This window comes from Aeromonas sp. 2MA4, assembly GCF_029237305.1.
Lineage (GTDB): Bacteria > Pseudomonadota > Gammaproteobacteria > Enterobacterales > Aeromonadaceae > Aeromonas > Aeromonas salmonicida.
This window is the reverse complement of record NZ_JAACFY010000005.1, coordinates 254,523-272,721: the sequence shown is the minus strand read 5'-3', so window position 1 is coordinate 272,721 and position 18,199 is coordinate 254,523. Positions and strand designations below refer to the sequence as shown.

The 18,199-nt window shown below is 60.5% G+C and carries 19 protein-coding genes; 8 read left to right on the top strand and 11 right to left on the bottom strand.

All coding sequences use genetic code 11. The features are described 5' to 3' along the window. Positions 1 to 2: 2 nt before the first annotated feature. From GWQ31_RS08030 to GWQ31_RS08020, 3 genes are all read right to left on the bottom strand, one after another. Positions 3 to 371 (bottom strand): response regulator, encoded by a 369-nt coding sequence (locus GWQ31_RS08030; RefSeq protein ID WP_021140510.1) that lies wholly within the window; start codon positions 369 to 371, stop codon positions 3 to 5. Between the two features lie 9 nt (positions 372 to 380). Further along, complete coding sequence (locus tag GWQ31_RS08025) at positions 381 to 1,598, bottom strand: methyl-accepting chemotaxis protein (protein ID WP_275909074.1); 1,218 nt, start codon at positions 1,596 to 1,598, stop codon at positions 381 to 383. A gap of 267 nt (positions 1,599 to 1,865) precedes the next feature. Further along, a complete protein-coding gene (locus GWQ31_RS08020) occupies positions 1,866 to 2,954 on the bottom strand; it encodes a ketoacyl-ACP synthase III (protein WP_265422126.1) in 1,089 nt (362 codons plus the stop codon). 238 nt (positions 2,955 to 3,192) lie between these two features. On the opposite strand from GWQ31_RS08020, the gene GWQ31_RS08015 reads away from it, so the two are divergent. From GWQ31_RS08015 to GWQ31_RS07990, 6 genes are all read left to right on the top strand, one after another. Continuing rightward, entirely contained in the window at positions 3,193 to 4,134 is a 942-nt protein-coding gene (locus GWQ31_RS08015) for a LysR family transcriptional regulator (protein WP_005311863.1), read from the top strand. Positions 4,135 to 4,263: 129 nt separating this feature from the next. After that, on the top strand, positions 4,264 to 4,872 hold the full coding sequence (locus GWQ31_RS08010) for a LysE family translocator (protein WP_275909073.1): 609 nt from the start codon (positions 4,264 to 4,266) through the stop codon (positions 4,870 to 4,872). Between the two features lie 190 nt (positions 4,873 to 5,062). Further along, positions 5,063 to 6,931 carry a U32 family peptidase gene (locus tag GWQ31_RS08005; protein ID WP_275909072.1) on the top strand — a complete coding sequence of 623 codons (1,869 nt, stop codon included), beginning with the start codon at positions 5,063 to 5,065 and terminating at the stop codon, positions 6,929 to 6,931. 180 nt (positions 6,932 to 7,111) lie between these two features. After that, the gene (locus GWQ31_RS08000) at positions 7,112 to 7,441 is read left to right on the top strand and encodes a DHCW motif cupin fold protein (RefSeq protein ID WP_275909071.1); all 330 of its coding nucleotides are present in this window, start codon (positions 7,112 to 7,114) and stop codon (positions 7,439 to 7,441) included. Positions 7,442 to 7,480: 39 nt separating this feature from the next. Further along, positions 7,481 to 7,732, top strand: coding sequence for a DUF1272 domain-containing protein (locus GWQ31_RS07995; protein ID WP_059113107.1), 252 nt, complete (start codon positions 7,481 to 7,483; stop codon positions 7,730 to 7,732). 133 nt (positions 7,733 to 7,865) lie between these two features. After that, entirely contained in the window at positions 7,866 to 8,531 is a 666-nt protein-coding gene (locus tag GWQ31_RS07990) for a class I SAM-dependent methyltransferase (protein ID WP_275909070.1), read from the top strand. On the opposite strand, the gene GWQ31_RS07985 is transcribed toward GWQ31_RS07990, so the two are convergent. Further along, positions 8,504 to 8,998, bottom strand: a complete 495-nt coding sequence (locus tag GWQ31_RS07985; RefSeq protein ID WP_275909069.1) for a methylated-DNA--[protein]-cysteine S-methyltransferase — start codon at positions 8,996 to 8,998, stop codon at positions 8,504 to 8,506. The two genes, GWQ31_RS07990 and GWQ31_RS07985, sit on opposite strands and share 28 nt — an antisense overlap. Continuing rightward, positions 8,985 to 10,553, bottom strand: a complete 1,569-nt coding sequence (locus GWQ31_RS07980) for an AlkA N-terminal domain-containing protein (RefSeq protein WP_275909068.1) — start codon at positions 10,551 to 10,553, stop codon at positions 8,985 to 8,987. Before GWQ31_RS07980 ends, GWQ31_RS07985 begins: the two co-directional genes overlap by 14 nt. Positions 10,554 to 10,741: 188 nt before the next feature. Between GWQ31_RS07980 and GWQ31_RS07975 the strand changes: the two genes are divergently transcribed. Then, complete coding sequence (locus GWQ31_RS07975; protein ID WP_275909067.1) at positions 10,742 to 11,143, top strand: glyoxalase/bleomycin resistance/dioxygenase family protein; 402 nt, start codon at positions 10,742 to 10,744, stop codon at positions 11,141 to 11,143. A 69-nt stretch (positions 11,144 to 11,212) separates the two neighbouring features. On the opposite strand, the gene GWQ31_RS07970 is transcribed toward GWQ31_RS07975, so the two are convergent. The 4 genes from GWQ31_RS07970 to GWQ31_RS07955 all read right to left on the bottom strand — a co-directional run bounded on the left by GWQ31_RS07970 (position 11,213) and on the right by GWQ31_RS07955 (position 14,803). Continuing rightward, on the bottom strand, positions 11,213 to 12,691 hold the full coding sequence (locus tag GWQ31_RS07970) for a carboxypeptidase M32 (RefSeq protein ID WP_275909066.1): 1,479 nt from the start codon (positions 12,689 to 12,691) through the stop codon (positions 11,213 to 11,215). 133 nt (positions 12,692 to 12,824) lie between these two features. Next, the gene (gene smrA, locus GWQ31_RS07965) at positions 12,825 to 13,406 is read right to left on the bottom strand and encodes a DNA endonuclease SmrA (RefSeq protein WP_275909065.1); all 582 of its coding nucleotides are present in this window, start codon (positions 13,404 to 13,406) and stop codon (positions 12,825 to 12,827) included. 175 nt (positions 13,407 to 13,581) lie between these two features. Further along, the gene (locus GWQ31_RS07960; RefSeq protein ID WP_005311880.1) at positions 13,582 to 13,731 is read right to left on the bottom strand and encodes a DUF3149 domain-containing protein; all 150 of its coding nucleotides are present in this window, start codon (positions 13,729 to 13,731) and stop codon (positions 13,582 to 13,584) included. 193 nt (positions 13,732 to 13,924) lie between these two features. Further along, positions 13,925 to 14,803, bottom strand: coding sequence for a TraB/GumN family protein (locus GWQ31_RS07955; RefSeq protein WP_021140524.1), 879 nt, complete (start codon positions 14,801 to 14,803; stop codon positions 13,925 to 13,927). A gap of 70 nt (positions 14,804 to 14,873) precedes the next feature. On the opposite strand from GWQ31_RS07955, the gene GWQ31_RS07950 reads away from it, so the two are divergent. Then, entirely contained in the window at positions 14,874 to 15,206 is a 333-nt protein-coding gene (locus GWQ31_RS07950; RefSeq protein WP_275909064.1) for a DUF1904 family protein, read from the top strand. Between the two features lie 118 nt (positions 15,207 to 15,324). Here GWQ31_RS07950 and GWQ31_RS07945 read toward each other — a convergent pair whose 3' ends face one another. Both GWQ31_RS07945 and GWQ31_RS07940 read right to left on the bottom strand, forming a co-directional pair. Continuing rightward, positions 15,325 to 16,155, bottom strand: coding sequence for an SDR family oxidoreductase (locus GWQ31_RS07945; protein WP_265432158.1), 831 nt, complete (start codon positions 16,153 to 16,155; stop codon positions 15,325 to 15,327). 114 nt (positions 16,156 to 16,269) lie between these two features. Continuing rightward, entirely contained in the window at positions 16,270 to 17,715 is a 1,446-nt protein-coding gene (locus GWQ31_RS07940; RefSeq protein ID WP_021140526.1) for an OprD family outer membrane porin, read from the bottom strand. Positions 17,716 to 18,199 lie beyond the last annotated feature (484 nt).

Here is an 18,199-nt window from a genome sequence, read left to right as displayed (position 1 = left end):
GCTCAGGGCATGATGAGCTTGGCGACAGCCGCCAGCATCTGGTCTGGCTGGAACGGCTTGACCACCCAGGCTTTGGCCCCGGCTGCTTGCCCCTCCTGCTTCTTGCTGTCCTGGGATTCAGTGGTCAGCATGATGACGGGGGTGAACTTGTAGCTGGCCAGTTTCTTGGCCTCCTTGACGAAGCTGATGCCGTCCATGTTCGGCATGTTGACGTCACTGATGATGAGATTGATCTTCTTGCCGTCGAGTTTTCTGAGGGCATCCTTGCCATCGCAGGCTTCCATCACCTCGTATCCGGCTCCCTTGAGTGTCATGCCGACCACTTGGCGAATAGTTGCCGAGTCATCCACGATCAGGACTGTTTTGGGCATAGTTGTCTCCTAGAAAAAAGTGACGTCTGCATTGCTGGATGCGTTGACCACAGTGGCTTGGCGGCGGCCGTGGTGAATATTGCGTTGTTCATCGGTGGCATAGGAGAGCTCCATCTCAGCCAGCCAGCTGTCTGCATCGATCTGGAGGGGGCCGGATTGATGGGGCCTGTTGCGGGAAGAAACCAGGTGGTCATAGAGACTGTCCATGTTCTGGCGTACGTGGTTGAGTATTTGACTGACCCTATCCTGGAACTGTAACGACACTATGACATCGGAGATCTCCCTGTGGATCCCTGCGCTCTCGCTCTGCAGCAAGACGGCTGATTCCGACAGGCTGGTGGTAGCCATACGAAAGCGCTCCAGTACTTGCTCGATGGCGCACTCAGAGTCGCTGACCGCGGCTTGGTCTCGTGCTGCGGCGCTTTCTGCTATCTGGAAGGCGCGTCCGATACCTGTGTTGATGGTGTCGACCTTGTCCGTCATCTTTTGGGCCGTCTCGCTGGAGAGGCGTGAGAGGGTGCGAACTTCGTCGGCCACCACGGCAAAACCACGACCAGCCTCACCGGCTCGCGCGGCTTCGATGGCGGCATTGAGCGCCAGCAAGTTGGTCTGGGAGGCTATCTTGGCCACGTCGAGCGCCATGGTATTGAGTTCTATGGTGTAGGCGGTAAGGGTCTTGATCTCTGCCAGCATGGCGTCGCGATTGGCCTGCGCCGAATGCATGATGGTGAGCACCTGATTGAGCTGGGCCTGACTCTCGGCGAGTACGGCGGCCATGCCTGCCGACTTTGCCCCCCCCAGATCCCCGGCAGCATCGTGTGAGGCGGCTACTGCCTCTTCCAGCTTGGTGGTGAGCCCCGCAAAGCGCTGGGTCAAATCGATCATGGCCTCTTCGGTTTGCAGCCGAGAGTTTTCAATCTGTTGTGACCAGATGGGGACGGCCTTTTCACACACCTGCTCGAGCCCGATGATGGAATGGTTGAGCTGAGCTGCTGACCAGGTATGAGCCTGCTCCTCTTCGTGGGGTCTTGACTCCTGCTTGCTGTGATAGTGGTGTGAGTTCCACAAGGCGGCGCCCAGCGCCAGCACGCCGTTGGCAAGCAGATAAGGCAGGGGGCTGCCAGCCAGCACCAGCAAGAGGGTACTGAGCAGGCCTATGCCCAGGCAAGATGCCCAGCTCACCGGGTCCCAGAATGCAGTGGTCTCTGCCGTTTTGTGATCTGTCATACGTGAACTAATCCCTGCATGTGAGTTGAGATGGGAACCCGCTGCTCTCCCGCTGGTGACAAGAAGGATGAGCTGCGCCTGAACCCATAGTTACAAATGGCTCAGTAAGGTTAGCGCAAAAAAAGTACTTGGTTGCGAATTGGTCTTATTCGGGGGGGAGTACTGAGAAAACTGGAATATGGATGCGGTAGCGTGGTGATGAACTAACGAGTGGGAAGGCGGTGAAGGGAGAAGAGAGGAGCCTGATGATCAGGCTCCCGATGAAGATCAGGCCCGGTTGGCGTGGGCCTTCTGGCAGCCTTCGACGGCGTGGGCAATCAGCTCCAGCGCACTCTTGTCGCACGGAGGCAGTTCGGCATCGCATTGGCCGACAGGAGTAACGCGATCGCCCCATTTGATGATGGCTGCGCCCCAGGTCAGACCGGCACCGAAGGCGGCGGTGAGCAGATAGGAGTTCGGCTTGACGCGGCCTTGCTCCAGCGCTTCACACAGGGCGATGGGCACGGTAGCGGCGGAGGTATTGCCGTAGTTTTCGATGTTGACCATCACCTTTTCCATGGGGGCGTTCATGCGCTTGGCCAGAGTCTCGATGATGCGGATGTTGGCCTGGTGCGGCACTATGAGATCGACCTGTTCAGGGTCTATGCCAGCTTGAGCCAGCACTGAGCTGGTGGCTTCTCCCATGCCGCGCACGGCGCGTTTGAAGATCTCTGGCCCTTCGAAGTTGAAGGTGAAGAGGCCATCGACATCGGCAAAACGCACTCGATCGGTACCAAAGTTCGGGACGTGCAGTATTTCCCGCGCCTCACTGTCACAACCGAGCTTGTTGGCGATAAGGCCGCACTCCTGCTCGCTTGCTTCGATCACTACGGCACCTGCGCCATCACCAAACAGCACGGCAGTGTCCCGGCGTGCCCAGTCCAGCAGATAGGTCAGGCGCTCGGCGCCGATCACCAGTACCCTCTTCATCATGCCAGTCTGTACCAGCGAGGTGGCGACGGAGAGGGAGTAGACGAAACCGGTACAGGCGGCGTTGAGATCGAACACGGCGGCGTTGACGGCGCCGAGCTTCTTCTGCACCGCAGAGGCCGCGCTCGGCAGCAGATTATCCGGGGTAGCTGTGGCCAGTATGATGCCATCGAGATCGCTGGCGTCGAGACCGGCACAGGCGAGGGCGCGACGACCGGCCAGGGTGGCGAGATCCGAGGTGCTGACATGGGAGATCCGGCGGGCCTTGATACCGGTACGCGGATAGATCCACTCATCCGACGTATCCATGATGGTGCTGAGGTCATCGTTGGTCAGCACAGAGGGAGGCAGACATTTGCCCCAACCGGTGATATTGGCGTATTTCATCTTGTTACCGCTTCTCAAAGTGGATCGCCCGCGGGCGGAAAATCGCGCAATTATGCCGCACGAGACAACCACTGTCATCTTGTGGTCATCGTTATCTGAAGGGTTACCTGAGTGGTCATCTGGCTGCAAGGCGGCTCGACAGGTGGCATCTGTGGCCGAAAATAGCGGGAAATTTTGCTTAAAACGAAAGACGCCTCTGCCCTAAGATAGGGCTTTCCACCACGGATGGGGTCACCCCTTGCACAAAGCCAATCTCAACCTGTTGCCTACCCTCAAGGTGTTGCTGGAGACCCGCAACATCAGCCGGGCGGCGGAGCTGCTGCACCTGAGCCAGCCTTCCATCAGCAAGCAGCTCGGCCAGTTGCGCAACGAGTTTGGTGATGAACTGCTGGTGCGTGAAGGGCAACGCTGGCTGCTGACGCCCAGGGCCGAGACGCTGGCGGCTCAGCTGTCTGACTCCCTCTGTGCGCTGGAGCGGCTCTATGAGGCGCCCGGGTTTGACCCTGGCCGCTGCGAGCGGGTATTCAGACTCGCCTCGTCCGATTACGTGGCCCAGCATATTCTGCCGGATATCTGTGCGGCGCTGGCCAGGGAAGCGCCCCTGGCTGCGCTGGAATACAGTCTGTGGGACAAGCGCCAGCTGCCACAGTTGTGGCAATCCGAGCTGGATCTGGTCTCCACTATCACGGATCTGGTGCCGGAGCAGATCCGTGGTCTGCATCAGGGAGAAGATCGGCTGGTAGTGTTGATGGGCAGCCACCACCCGTTGGCGGGCAATCCTCTAGGCCTGGATGAGTATCTTGCCTGGCCCCATCTGCAGGTGAGTGGCGGTGGCGACAAGGACAGCCCGGTAGAGCAGGTGCTGGCGCCGCAGGGGCTGCTTCGGCGCTGGTTTGCCCGTGTACCTTTCTTTCAGGCTGCGGTGGAGGTGTTGCTGCGCACCGATTGCCTGATGACGACGCCTGCCCATATTGCCTGGCAGCTCTCCCGCGAGCACGGGCTCACCTTTCAGGATCTGCCATTTGCGACTCGATCCCAGCAGTATCATCTGCTGTGGCATCAGCGCCATCATCAGGATCCTGCCCACAAGTGGTTTCGCGAGCTGGCTTACCCCTTCTTGCGGGAGCACCTGCAGCGCACCATTGCCGAGAGCCGCAAGCTGCTGGTTCGTGCCCGCTAGCCCAGTCAGTTGTACCAGGCTATAGCCATTGGCTATGGAATCTATTCACAACTTTCACTTCTGGCATAACAAGCCGCCCCTTACCCTGATCTCAGATATTTACATTCAGCGTGCAGACAAGGAAAAGGTATGGAATTGACGAGTTGGCTGGCACTGGCCGCGATCTGTGTAATGGGGGCTATCAGCCCGGGGCCGAGTCTGGCGTTGATCATTCGCAACACTGTGCAGGGTGGGCAGGGGCACGGGGTGGCGACCGCCCTCGGCCACGGCTTTGGGGTGGGGATCTATGCACTCATTACTGCGCTGGGGCTGTCGGTGCTGATCACCCAGACGCCGCTGCTGTTTGATCTGATCCGCTACGGCGGCGCCGCGTTTCTCGCCTGGCTCGGCATCAAGGCGTTGCTTGCCAAGCCCGTCAGCGCCAGGACCGAGGAGGTGGTTCATCAACTGCGTGGCCGTCAGGGGGCGTTCGAAGGCTTTATGGTGGCCTTTCTCAACCCCCAGCTCGCCATCTTCTTTATCGCCCTGTTCAGCCAGTTTGTGCGGGCCGACACTGGCTGGAACGAGGGGGGGGTCATGATGCTCACCGCAGGCGGCATAGATGCTGTCTGGTACGTGCTGGTGGCGCTGGTACTCTCTCGCGGTCCAGTGCTGGCCTGGCTCAAGGCCAAGTCCTTTGTCATCGACAAGGTGAGCGGTCTGGTGCTGCTGGGGCTGGCGCTCAAAGTGGTGCTCTGAGGTTCGCTTGTCAGCGGCTCGTGCCATGAGGGCAGGGCCGCTGAACGAATTCCCGGCTCCACAGGCGGTACTGCGAGCGCCAGACGTTCAATCCTGTATTTCGCGGTGATCTTAAGCGGGATCAAGGCAAATCCAGGGTGACTGGCCTAGAGTGACGGGCATTTTCTGTCTGCCGATAGATTCAGAGACCATGCATCCACAGACTCATCACCACACACCGAAGCGCCTAGAACTGCTGGCTCCGGCCAAGAATCTCGCCTACGGCATCGAAGCCATCAACCATGGCGCCGATGCCGTCTATATAGGCGGCCCTGCCTTTGGTGCCCGCAGCGCGGCGGGCAACTCCCTCGATGATATCGAAGTGCTGGCGCGCCATGCCCACCGTTTCGGCGCCCAGGTCTTTGTCGCCTTCAACACCTTGCTGCACGATCACGAACTGGAGCAGGCCCGGCGCCTGACCCACCAGATCTACCAAGCGGGGGCCGATGCACTTATCGTGCAGGACATGGGGCTGCTGGCACTCGATCTGCCGCCCATAGCGCTCCATGCCAGTACCCAGACCGACAACCGAACGCCACAGAAGGTGAAGTTTCTGCAGGATGTGGGCTTCTCTCAGGTGGTGTTGGCGCGCGAACTGTCCCTTGCGCAGATCCGCGAGATAAGCGCAGCGACCAATGTACAGCTGGAGTTCTTTATCCACGGCGCGCTCTGTGTCTCTTACAGCGGCCAGTGCAATATCAGCCATGCCCGCACCGGCCGCAGCGCCAATCGTGGCGAGTGTGCCCAGCTCTGCCGGCTGCCCTGTTCGCTGCAAAAGCCCGATGGGGAAGTGCTGGTGGCCGACAGTCACCTGTTGTCGCTCAAGGACATGGATCAGACCGACAATCTGGAGGCGCTGATCGCGGCAGGCATTCGCTCCTTCAAGATTGAGGGGCGCCTCAAGGGGCTCGATTATGTCAAGAACGTCACCGCCTGGTATCGCAAGAAGCTCGACGCCATTCTCGATAGCCGCTCCGATCTGGTGGCCGCCTCGGCGGGTCGTTGCAGCTACAGCTTCGAGCCGGATCCGAAAAAGAGCTTCAACCGTGGCGCTACCGACTATTTCCTCCATGGTCGCCAACAGGGGATCGATTCCACCCAAAGTCCGAAATACGTGGGCGAGCCGCTGGGGCGAGTCACCAAGGTGACTCGTGACGGTATCGAGATAGACGGCAAGCAGGTCACTCTCAACAACGGCGACGGTCTCGGCTTCTTCAAGCCGAACAAGGAGCTGGTGGGTATGCGCCTCAACAAGGTGGAAGAGAGAGCAGGACGTAAGCAGTTACTCTTCTCCGAGTCCATTCCTGGTCTGAAAGTGGGCACAGAAATCTACCGCAATCACGATCAGGCGTTCAGCAAGATGCTGGAGAAGGCGAGCGCGGATCGCCGTATCCGGGTCGATATGCAGCTCTCTGAGTGCGACGAAGGGATCCGGCTCGATCTCACCGATGAGCAGGGCATCAGCGCCACCGTCCGGCTTCCCTGCGACAAACAGCTTGCCGACAATCCGGAGTGGGCGCTGCAACAAGCGCGCGACCAGCTTGGCAAGCTCGGCAATACCTTGTTTGTGGCGCGCAAGATTGAGTTGGCATTCACTTACCCGCTATTCATCGCCGCGTCCATGCTCAACGGTCTTCGTCGGGACGGCATAGCCGCGCTGGAAGAGGCTCGTCTTGCCAGCTACCAGAGGCCCGAGCGGCGCATCGCCCTGCGGGATGTCAGCTATCCCCAGCACCGCCTCTCCTACCTTGGCAATGTGCTGAACAGTGCCGCCGAGCAGTTCTTCCGCGAGCACGGGGTGGAGCGCATCGCCCCCGCCTATGAGGCGAACAAGGAGGAGGGAGAAGTGGTGCTGATGATCACCAAGCACTGCATCCGCTACAGCCAGAACCTCTGCCCGAAAGAGGTGCCCGGTCTCAAGGCCGAGCCGCTGGAGCTCAAAATGGGCAAGGACAGCTTCCGCCTGCGCTTTGACTGCCACCGCTGCGAAATGCAGGTGATGGGGAGCCTCAAGCGTTAATGGCCCATCAAGATACCAGACGGGGCATGCCACAGGGGTGGGTTTGATGGCAGTATAAGACGCTCGAGAGAGGGCCCGCTTGCCCGAGATGCCGCGGTCAACGGCTGGCATGGCGATGCCTTCTGTGGGGGCAAGCGAGTCGTCCTTGGGATCCCCGTTTTTTCGACAAATGGAGTTGTGATGGAAATCAAAGATCTGCCGTTTTGCACGACCCGCTGGGCCGATATAGCGCCGACCGAGCACAAGGGGGAAACCGGCGTTGCCCGTTGGCATACCCAAACCTTTGGTGCGCTGCGGGTTCGGATGGTGGAATATTCTGCTGGCTACCTGGCGGATCACTGGTGCAGCAAGGGCCACGTCCTGCTCTGCCTTGAGGGGGAGCTGCACACAGAGCTGCAGGATGGCCGGGTTTTCACCCTGACACCTGGTATGAGCTATCAGGTGGCCGACAACGCCGAGCCCCATAGATCCTTCACCGAGCAGGGTGCCAGGCTCTTTATCGTCGACTGAGCCGCTCACCTTCTTCCGCTGCCACTGAGGCCAACCACCATGCTCGAACTCAGGCCCAACTGTGAATGTTGTGACAAGGACCTGCCCGCCGACACCGGGCTTGCCTATATCTGCTCCTTCGAGTGCACCTTCTGCGCCGATTGCAGCGAGCACTATCTGCAACTGACTTGCCCCAACTGCGGCGGTGAACTAGTCAGGCGTCCCCGTCGCCCCACGGCCAAGCTGGCGAACAGTCCGGCTTCCATCAAGCGAATATTCAATCCGGCCCTGAGAAACAAGAAAGATAGCTAGCGGCACTCCTGGTCGCCGTTTCCGGGGCGTCTCGTGGGCGGCGTACAAGGCCTGAACTCTGGCGTCATCATGGCGCTTTACCTTCTCCCGACAGGAGCCCGTATCAAGGGTTCCAACGAGCAAGGAGGAGCAGATGGTGGAACGATTCAAAGGTGACGGGGCACAAGATTATGATCAGCGCATCTCGCGACTGGTACCCGGTTATGCGCTGCTGCATCAGCTCAGTGCTGCCCAGCTGATGACGAGGCTTGGCCCTCGCGCCCGTGTGCTGCTGGTGGGGGTCGGCACGGGCAGTGAACTCTTGCTGCTGGGCCAGTCCTGTCCCGAATGGCAGTTTATTGCCCAGGATATTTCGGCGGACATGCTGACACAGGCCCGCCAGCGGGCGGAGCTGGCTGACATGGCCGAGCGGGTCACATGGTGGGAAGGGCCGCTACCGGCGCAGAGCCTGGGGTGTGACGGTGCGCTCTGTCTGCTGGTGCTGCACTTCCTTCCCTTTGAGCAAAAAACGGCGCTACTGCGGGATATCGCCCGTCAGCTCCGGGCGGGATCTCCCTTGCTGATGGCCGACTTGATGGCGGCGCAAGATGACATCGAGCGAGCGGTTATGGGCCTGCAGGCCCATCTGGCCGGTTTACCGTTCTCGGCCAGCGAGCAGATGGTACAGCGTCTGGATCGGGACTTTTTCCCCTTGAATGAGGAGCAAACCCGACAACTGCTGGGGGCAGCCGGGTTTGGCACTGGCTGGCGCTATTTTCAGGCGCTCGGTTTTCATGGCTGGTTGGCTGAACGTGACTGATCACATTCCAGCGCCAGCAACTGCTGCTTGATAGGCAGTCCGCCCGCATAACCGGTCAGGCTGCCGTTTTGGCCTATCACGCGATGGCACGGCACTATGATCGAGAGCGGATTGCGACCGTTCGCCGCACCCACTGCCCGTACCGCCGCCGGTGTGCCGATGGCGCGGGCAATATCGCCGTAACTGCGGGTCTCGCCATAGGGAATGTCGCACAGCGCCTGCCATACCGCTTGCTGAAAGGCGGTGCCGTGGGCGGCGAGTGGCAGGGTAAAGCGCTGCAGACGCCCGGCGAAATAGGCGGCAAATTCGGCAAGATAGGGGGCGAGCGCCTCACTGTCTTGTTGCCAGCCGCTCATATCGGGCAGTGCCCGCAGGCCAGCCACAAAGTCCACGTGCACCAGGCCGCGTGCGTTGATGGCGACCAGCAGATCGCCGCAGTCTGTTGGCAACATGTCATAGCGGATCATGGGTTATCTCCTCGTCATGGCTTTGGGGCGGATTGCTCCCCGTTGTGGGTGAAACCAGGCTCGCAGTGAGGGTCGATGGCTGCTTGATGAGCAGTGCCGGTTGTTCGCTCATGGCGTGCCACAGCCAGCTCGCGGCATAGCCGCGCCAGGGTTGCCATGCTGCGCTTTGCGCCAATACCTCCTTCACCGGCAGCTTGTCGCCGCCCCCCAGTGCCTTTTGCAGCACCAGATCGGAGGCGGGGAAGGCGTCCGGATCCTGCCCGCAGCGCAGCCGCCAGTAGGCGACCGTCCAGGGGCCTATGCCCGGCAAGGCCAATAATTGCTCGTCGCTGGCTGTGCTCAGGGAAAGCGCACCGCTCGCGAGCGCAGCTGCGAGCCCCTGCAGCGTGCGGATGCGACTGCCGGGCATGCCGATGCCGTCGAGATCCAGTGCACACAGCTGCGCCGGTGTGGGCAGCTGGGCCACGCCGAATTGCGCCTCGGTACGCGCCAGCAGCCGACCCATGATGGTGATGGCGCCCTTGACCGATACCTGCTGGCCAACGATGGCGCGCAGCATCACCTCGTACTCATCCCAACCTGCGGGCAGTCGCACTCCGGGCCAGCGTGACTGCAAGCGGGCCAGCAGCGGATCCTGGCCGAGTCGCTCGCCGATGCGCTGCATGTCGGCATCGAGATCCCACATGCGGCGCACGCGATACAAGAGATCAGGCAGTGCAGCGGGCGGCAGATCATGCACTGTGAGCCTGATGCTATGGCCCTTGCCCTGCTCGATGCGGATCCATCCAGACTGATCGCCGACCCTGTGGCGCCGTTCATACACACTTCCATCGACCCGCTCCAGCCCGGGTATCGCTCGCAGCCGGTAGAACGCCAGCATGGCCGCCACATCGTAGGGCGGGCGATACGGCAATTGCAGCGTGAGTGCAGCGCCACCTTCCGCCGTCGCTTCACTCCCTTGCTGTTGTCGCAGTGCCCGGGGCGCGAGGCCATACGCCTGGCTCCAGGCATCGTTGAAGCGGCGGATGCTCGCAAAGCCTGCTGCAAATGCGATATCCGTGATGGGCAGTGCAGTTTCGGTTAGCAGCCGTTTCGCGAGCAGCAGGCGGCGCGTCTGCTCCACCTGTTTTGGCGAGGCGCCAAGGTGCTGTTCGAACTGGCGGCGCAGCGTGCGCTCCGTGATCCCGGCCTGCTGCGCGAGCTTTGCGAGCGATGTGTCTGCCAGCTCGCCACGCTCGATCCGCGTGAGCACTCGGATTAGCTGGGGCGGCAGATCGCCGCTGGCGGAAGGGGCCAGCTCGGGGCGACAGCGCAGACACGGGCGCAGACCATGCTGCTCGGCGGCAGCTGCGCTTCGGAAGTAGCGCACGTTGTACTCGTGCGGTGGCCGCGCAGGGCAGACGGGGCGGCAGTAGATGCTGGTGGAGAGCACACCGGTGAAGAAGCGGCCATCGAAGCGCGCATCGCGGGCGAGGCGGGCTGCATGGCACTGTTCGCGGCTGAGGCTCGGGATCCCCTCATCCTGAGGGTTGTCACTGACGGGCTGTGGGGTCATGGGATGCAAGCTCTGCATTGGGTGTATGGCTGAGAGTAAGGGGGAGGGGGCGCAGTGACTAGCCAGAAACGGACAGGAATTGAAATAAAATTGTCGTCGGGAGAGAGCCGATGACGAGGTTGAAAGCGGTCGAATCGGGTGGGCAAGTGTGAGAATCTGGGGTGACAACATCCAAGGAGGATTGCACCATGCCCGGACCCGCTCGCGCTGGCGCCCTGATCTACGCCAGGGATCTCGGCCTGCTGACCCATTTCTACCGCACCTTGCTGCAGATGGATATTTGCAGTCAGGAAGCCGGCGTTGTGGTGATGGAAAATCACGACATCCAGTTGCTGATCCACGCCATCCCCGAGTCGATTGCCTGTGATATCGATATTCAGGTGCCACCGATCCTGCGGGAAGAGGGGGCGATCAAATTGTTCTTTACCGTGCCAAGCCTCGCCTGGGCAGAGGCGAAGGCGGCCGACCTCGGTGGCGGCCTGTTGCCGCAGCAGTGGCCGGGACCTGGCTTGGTGCTGCGCAATGCGTTCGATCCGGAAGGCAATATCCTGCAATTGCGCGAGCTTCTCACCACCCCCGACCCGCTGTGATGGATTGCCCATAAAAACGGGGCAGTCTCGCTGCCCCGTTGCCCTCTTCATTTGCTGTCGCCGCATCCGTTATTTCAGATAGCGCTGCTCCAGATGCTGGCGCAGCCAGCGCGGGTTCAGCGCCTCGCCAGTCGCACGGCGAATGAGTTCGTCCGTGCTGTGCAGACTGCCCTGTGACCAGATGTGGCGACCAAGCCAGGCGAGCACCTCCGGCAGGCGGCCCGCCTCGATCACGCTGCTCATGTTCCCCAGCTCTTTCTCAAGCGCAAAACGCAACTGCGCCGCATACATGGCGCCGAGCGTGTAGCTTGGAAAGTAGCCAAACGAGCCGTCTGTCCAGTGAATGTCCTGCATGCAGCCATTCTGGTAGTTGCCCTGGGTGGAGAGGCCGAGCCACTGTTGCATCTTGGCATCCCACAGCTCGGGCAGATCTGCCACCTCGATGCGCCCTTCGATAAGGTCACGCTCCAGCTCGTAGCGCAGGATCACGTGAGCCGGGTAGGTCACCTCGTCCGCATCGACCCGGATAAAGCCGGGCTCGACCCGGTTGTAGAGCTTCGCCAGGTTCGCCGGCGCAAACGCTGCCTGCTCGCCAAAGTGGGCGCGGATGCGCGGCACCAGCAGCGCCAGGAAGGCGGGATCGTGGCCGAGCTGCATTTCGCAGAACAGGCTCTGGCTTTCGTGAATGCCCATGGATCGTGCTTCGGCCACCGGCTGACCCAGCAGCTGGCGCGGCAGCCCCTGCTCGTAACGGGCGTGGCCGGTTTCATGCACTATGCCCATCAGGCTGGAGACAAACTCCTGCTCGTTGTAGCGGGTGGTGATGCGCACGTCGGTCGGCACGCCGCCACAGAAGGGGTGGCTGCTCACATCGAGCCGGCCGTGGGCGAAATCAAAGCCGAGCAGCCCCATTACCTCCTGACCGAGCGCCTGCTGATTTGCGATGGGGAAGGGACCTTGCGGGATCAGCAAGGACTCGCTTTTTTGCTGTTCGCTTACTTGCTGGATCAGGCCGGGCAGCCAGCCGGTGAGATCGCCGAAGATCTGATCCAGCCGCGCACTCGTCATGCCGGGTTCGTACAGCGCCAGCATGGCGTCGTAGGGGCGCACATCAAGCGCCTCGGCGCGAAGGCTCGCCACTTCTCGCGACAGGGCCACCACTTCCTTCAGATTGGGGGCGAAGCCTGCCCAATCGTTGTTTTTGCGCTGGCTGCGCCAGGCGTGCTCGCACTTGCTGCCCGCGAGGGACAAAGCCTCGACCAGATCCGTGGGCAGCAGGCTCGCATCCTGCCAGTGGCGTTTTATCTCGGCGAGATTGGCGCGCTGAACGTCATCCAGCGGCTCGCTCTCGGCTTTGGCTATCCAGTCGCCGAGCTCGGGGGCGGTACGCTTTTGATGGATCAGCACGCCGAGTTCGGCCATGGCCTCGGCGCGTGCCTCGTTGCCGCCCTCCGGCATCATGGCTGCCTGATCCCAGCCGCAGATGGCGCTGAGGTGGGAGAGCCGGTGCAGCTGTTGCTGATGTTGTTCAAGTTTTTGATATGACATGGGATTGTCCTTGTTATCGTCCCTGATGGTATGCACCCCGTACCTGGCATGATCGGGGCCGATCGATGCTAACACTGCCATCGCGCGTTTTACCACTCTGGCTGAAGGGGCCTGACCAGATGACGGTTGCTGACTAGCCGAGCCGCTTCTGGTGTCGCTCGCGGTTCTCCGCCTTCTGGCGCTCGCTTTTTCGCAGCAGCACATAGAGCGCACCGCTGCCGCCGTGGCGGCGCTCGGCGCTGTGGATGGCCATGACGGCGGGCAGTTGCGGCAACCAGGCGCTGACATAGCTTTTGAGCAGGGCACGCGGCGTGCTGCGTTCCCCCTTGCCGTGCAGGATCAGCAGGCAGCGGATGTCCCGCACCTCGCAATCCGCAATGAATTGCACCAGCGCCTGACGCGCCTCATTGAGGGTCTTCTGATGCAGATCCAGGCTCGCCTGCAACTCATATTTGCCGAGTCGCAGCTTCTTGTAGACCCCCTCCTGCACCCCATCGCGCTTGAAGCCGATGATGTCACGGGGATCGCGCATCTCCACCGCCTCCATGGTGAGGTGGTCGAGTGCCAGTTGCTCGGCGGTAGCCGCCTGACGGCGGGCCAGTTGCGCTTCCGTCGGGACGGATTTGCCCGCAGGGGAATGGATATTGTCGCTGCGAATGGGGCGCACATCGGCCACTTCATTGCGAAACAGTGAGAGTTCGTCGTTGCAAGACACGGCAGGCTCCCCGCATTGGAATGAGCGGGCATTATAGCGGGCGGGGGCGAGTCAGAAAATGGCGGCCAGCATCGGCCGGCTGACGCTGGCCGACAGGCAGGCACTATTGGCCGTTAGACAATGCCAGCCAGGAGACATGGGCAGGCGATCGAGGGGATCGCCTGACGAAGGGGCGTTACTGCTCTTCTTTCGGCGGCTTGGCGCTCATCACCTTGTAGATGAAATAGACCGCATAGGAACTGATCAGCAGGAAGGTGCCGATAATCACCAACATGGACATGAGTCCCACGCTGTTGCCGAACATCAGGTTCATCCAGAATTCCATCTCACACACTCCTGTCATCCCATCGATGACAGGCATGATAGATACCTCTTTGGGCCTGATGAGATGATCTCGATCAAGTCCCCTTGCGGTTATTTAATCGGCAGCCTGATCTGTGAGCCGCCTCCCATTCGGCCCAGTACGTGTGTGGACAGTCCCCCGGTTTGGCAGGGCCTTCAGGTCATGCCCTTGTCGTTTACTTCGCGGCTGGATTGGTGAGCGGCGTGACGCGCCACCCTTGCTGCTCCAGCAGGGCGATCAGGCCCTGGTCGCCGTAAAGGTGCAGGGCACCTACCACGATAAAGCTCTCGTTTGGCAGGGTTGGCCACTTTTTCAGCCAGTTGTGGTTGCGTTCCGCCAGCAGGGTTTGCTCCAGCCAGGCTTGCAGCTTGGGCGGCGCCATCTCCGCTTTCAGCAGGCTGACGAGGGCGGCCTGATCCCCGTCCTGCCAGGCTTTCATCACATCGCGAAAGCCGGTTTCCAGCTGGGGAAGCTCATCCAGGGTGGTGGATAGCATCAGTGTCTGGTTGTCGCCGACGCTGGCAAGATAGCCGAGCTGTTCGAGCAGGGTCTCGAAGCCCACTATGGGCTTGCCACTCTCGGTGGCACGTTTGGCAAAGTGCTGATCCACCCCGAGTGCACTGCTGAAACCGGTGCGCTCGAGCGCGGCCTGGGTCAGGGTGATGGCGGCAAACCAGGGGCGCAGCGGGGAGAGCATGGTCTCGGTCAGGCCGTTCTGACCGGCGGCTATGATGGTGCGTCGGTAGAGATCGGCTGAGACATGATCCTTGAGCGTCTTGCCATCGGTCAGGCGGGTGATGGTGCCCATATCCTGCCACTGCTCCTCACCTATGTGGGTCAGGTCAGCTTCCATCACCAGGGCATGACTCTGTTGCCAGGCGCGCTCTATGGGGTCGGGCAGCGGATAGAGGGAGGGTTTGCCCGCATGGATGGAGCCCAGCAGCCAGTGCTGCTGGTCGCCCTTGTTCACCCGATAGAAGGCGGGATCGGCAAAGGCGGTCAAAGGCAGCAACAGGCAGAGCAGGAAGGAAATCAGCGTGCGATGAAATCTCATGAGGCACCTTATGTGAGCGGATTGAGTTCTCTATGATAAGTCCTCATTCGTCACAGCCAAGAGGTTTCCCATGCCCCATCTTCGTTTTAGGGTCGTTTCAGTCGATACCCTCCAGCAGATCAGCACCCCTTTGTTGGCTGAGCTGTGCGCCCTCACTGGCGGCAAGCCTGAATTTGTCACCCTGGAGTGTGTCGACAGCAGCTGGGTGCGCAATGGTGCGATCGAAGCTGGCTTCCCGTTTGTGGAGCTGGTCTGGTTCGAGCGGCCGCAGGCGATGCAAGATGCCGCCGCTGCGCTCATCACCCGCCATCTGAAGGCGGTGCTGGGGGAGCAGATTTATGTGGTGGTGCAGGTGCTGCCCATAGTCAAAAGTCACTATTACAGCAACGGTCAGCACTATTGAGGGGAGTATCGACCTTCATCCTGGCTGCGGGACAGATGGCGGGCAAGGGGCAGACGGGGGTCACATCATCAACCGCAGGGCGAGCAGGCGGTGCCACTCACCCTGTGTGAATCAAGGATCAGGCCGACTTGGAGAGGATCCGGTCAAGCCAGCTGCTTGGCAGCAGGCGGCGCAGTATCGCAAACAACCGGGTCGGGAAGGTGACAGGGTAGCGATGCTTGGGGCGCTTGCTCTGCAGTGCATGGAGCAGTGGCGGAATGCAGGCATCGCTTGGCAGCGTGAAGCCGCTGGTGGCCCCCTCTTTTTCCAACCGGGTCAGGGTCTGGCGATAGGCGCCCTGATGACGACTCTGGGCCGGATCGATATGGCGCACGAAGGCGGCGTGGGCATTGGCACGAAAGCGGGTATCGATGGGACCGGGTTCGATCAGGCTGATGTGCACGCCGCTTCCCTCAAGTTCGAGGCGCAGGGTGTCGGTATAGCCTTCAAGGGCAAACTTGCTGGCGTTGTAGGCGCCGCGATACTTCATGGCCACCAGCCCCAGCACCGAGCTGTTCTGCACTATGCGCCCCTCCCGGGTTGCCAGCATGGTCGGCAGTATCTGGCGGATCAGGTGATGCCAGCCAAACAGATTGGTGTCGAACTGGGCCCGCAGCGCCTCTGTGGGCAAGTCTTCCAGTGCGCCAGGCTGGCCATAGGCACCGTTGTTGAACAGGCCGTAGAGACGGCCTCCGGCCAGCGCCAGTGCCTCGGCAGCACCCTGCTCAATGCTGGCGGTATCGGCCAGATCCAGTTGTACAGCCAGTAAACCCTGCTGTTGCAGCTGTGCTACATCGTCGGCCTTGCGAGCGGAGGCGATCACGGTAAAGCCGTGGTCACCGAGCGCCTTGGCGGCGGCGAGGCCTATGCCACTGGAACAGCCGGTGATGAGCACGAAGGGGTTGGGCATAAAAATCATCCATGGTGGCGGCCTGAGTGTGGCCAAGGTGGGCATGGTAGCCTGAGTGCGACCAAAAAGAAAACCGGGCCAAGGGGCCCGGTTTGCTGAGGTTGCACCGCCTGCTTACAGTATGGTGAACGGCATTATGATGTGGAACTTGACGTCATGCTCGGAGGCGAAGATGTTCGGGTATTCGGTCCAACCGCCGCCCTGGCTGATGTCGTTGTTGTAATCTGTGTAGTGCAGTTTGAACAGGGTGCCTTTCAGCTTGCCATCCTGCACCGTGTACATGACGTCGAAGTTGGCTGCCCATTCGGTATCTTCACCGTTGGTGGCCTTGGTGCCGTCGCCTTTCTGGATATCCCAGCCGTAGGCGCCGGAGACACCGACGGACCAGCCTGGTGCACCCACCAGATCATCCAGGGAACGGGTCACACCGAAGAACAGCGCTTTTTCGTTGTTTGCGTTCCAGTCGGAGCGGGAGTCCCACCAGATTTCGTTCGCGCCCTGGGAGTTGCCGTAGCCACGGGTCAGACGGGGCAGGTAGTTGCCTTCGCTACCCTCGGCCTTGGTCCACAGCCCTTCCACACGGAAGCCGTACGGACCCATGCCCCAGGCGGCGGTCAGGGCTTGCTGCCATGCCATGCCGTCATAAGTTTCGATGTCGGCACCACCCTTCTGATAGGTGTCGGTTTCGGAACCGTAGAACTGGTAGCTGGTGGAGAGGCCGTTCAGCACGTCAAACTTGTGGGCCAGCTTGAAGTGGTAGCTGTCCATGTAGTTTTCGGAGTTGCCGTAAGAACCGGTCACGGCTGTGCCGTTTTCGAAGGTATAACGTGCCGCTACACCCTGGATGTAGTCGATGACGTTTTCATCGGCGAACGGATCCATCCATGCCTTGGCACGGGAGAACTTCTGGGTCTCCTTGTACCAGGGGGACTTGTATTCGTCGGCGATGGCGTAGGTCAGGTAGAGACCACCGACGTTACCCTCGATCTGGCCGCCACGGTAGGTACCCGGCTGATAGGACCAGTTCACACCGATCACGCCTGGTACGTAGAGCTGGGTCAGACCGCCCTTGGCGGTGACGGCACCGTCCAGCGCTTTCAGTTTCAGGGAGGCATTGGCCAGGCTGAAGCCACCTTTGGGGGAGCCATCCTTGTAGTTTTCGCCCCATTTGTTGCCAGCGAAGGAGAATTCGTTCTCCTGGTTGACCGCATGGTTCTCGGTCACGGCCAGGTCATAGGCACCAAAACCGCCCACGTCGATACCGACGATATCCCAGGCATAACCCGAGTTGAAGTTGAGAGCGGCTTGAGTTGTGGCGTGGCTCAGGTTGGACTGGTACTTGCCTTCTTTCTTGGCGGCAGTCGGGTCACCATCGATACGCTGACGATCACGCTGGAAGTAGAAGAGGCCACCGTTGAGTTTGCCTTCTTCATAGAATTTGCTGGCGGCGGCAGCATAGGCAGGACCGGCTTCGTCGGCAGCAAATGCCATACCGGGGGCGACCAAGGCGGCAACAACAGCTGCGCTCAATGCGGCACGCTTGAAGATCACTTTTTCCATTTTGTATTGCTCCTGATTTTATGGACTTAGCTTTTTGTCCGGCAGTCAGGCAAGGGCCCGCCGCTCGGTATTGGCATTGCAATCAAGACCCCGTAGGGCAAAAAATTCTTTCTATGTCGGCTGCGGCCGCGACGTCTTGGCACATCTGCGGTGGTGCAGTTCTGTTCATCACATCATTTATTTTTTATGTTCCGATTCTTGGCTATCGGACAATTCCAAGAGTACGTTCGCGGTGCGAAATATCAATGGAAAGTTCCCACCAAGTTTCAAAAATATGACCGAGTGCAAATAATCATGGATCTTGGTGTGGACACTCCCAGCCCACTCATATCGCAGCTGATAGCGTTTTCAAGTGAAATGACCTGCCGATGTGGGCGGATCTCTTACAAGGGGCATAACTTTTTTCGTTAACCTGTATGCAACAGATAATTTTGTGGCACAAAAAAAGATATGCCCCCGCGTCGGGACGCGGAGGCAGGGCGTT

Coding starts and splice junctions, on each gene's coding strand:
- GWQ31_RS07985 (WP_275909069.1), bottom strand. CDS start 8,998: ATGATCCGCTATGACATGTTGCCAACAGACTGCGGCGATCTGCTGGTC.
- GWQ31_RS07955 (WP_021140524.1), bottom strand. CDS start 14,803: ATGAGATTTCATCGCACGCTGATTTCCTTCCTGCTCTGCCTGTTGCTG.
- GWQ31_RS08010 (WP_275909073.1), top strand. CDS start 4,264: ATGGAATTGACGAGTTGGCTGGCACTGGCCGCGATCTGTGTAATGGGG.
- GWQ31_RS08025 (WP_275909074.1), bottom strand. CDS start 1,598: ATGACAGATCACAAAACGGCAGAGACCACTGCATTCTGGGACCCGGTG.
- GWQ31_RS08000 (WP_275909071.1), top strand. CDS start 7,112: ATGGAAATCAAAGATCTGCCGTTTTGCACGACCCGCTGGGCCGATATA.
- GWQ31_RS07975 (WP_275909067.1), top strand. CDS start 10,742: ATGCCCGGACCCGCTCGCGCTGGCGCCCTGATCTACGCCAGGGATCTC.
- GWQ31_RS07945 (WP_265432158.1), bottom strand. CDS start 16,155: ATGCCCAACCCCTTCGTGCTCATCACCGGCTGTTCCAGTGGCATAGGC.
- GWQ31_RS08020 (WP_265422126.1), bottom strand. CDS start 2,954: ATGAAATACGCCAATATCACCGGTTGGGGCAAATGTCTGCCTCCCTCT.
- GWQ31_RS08030 (WP_021140510.1), bottom strand. CDS start 371: ATGCCCAAAACAGTCCTGATCGTGGATGACTCGGCAACTATTCGCCAA.
- GWQ31_RS07970 (WP_275909066.1), bottom strand. CDS start 12,691: ATGTCATATCAAAAACTTGAACAACATCAGCAACAGCTGCACCGGCTC.
- GWQ31_RS07960 (WP_005311880.1), bottom strand. CDS start 13,731: ATGGAATTCTGGATGAACCTGATGTTCGGCAACAGCGTGGGACTCATG.
- GWQ31_RS07940 (WP_021140526.1), bottom strand. CDS start 17,715: ATGGAAAAAGTGATCTTCAAGCGTGCCGCATTGAGCGCAGCTGTTGTT.
- GWQ31_RS07950 (WP_275909064.1), top strand. CDS start 14,874: ATGCCCCATCTTCGTTTTAGGGTCGTTTCAGTCGATACCCTCCAGCAG.
- GWQ31_RS07995 (WP_059113107.1), top strand. CDS start 7,481: ATGCTCGAACTCAGGCCCAACTGTGAATGTTGTGACAAGGACCTGCCC.
- GWQ31_RS08005 (WP_275909072.1), top strand. CDS start 5,063: ATGCATCCACAGACTCATCACCACACACCGAAGCGCCTAGAACTGCTG.
- GWQ31_RS07980 (WP_275909068.1), bottom strand. CDS start 10,553: ATGACCCCACAGCCCGTCAGTGACAACCCTCAGGATGAGGGGATCCCG.
- GWQ31_RS07990 (WP_275909070.1), top strand. CDS start 7,866: ATGGTGGAACGATTCAAAGGTGACGGGGCACAAGATTATGATCAGCGC.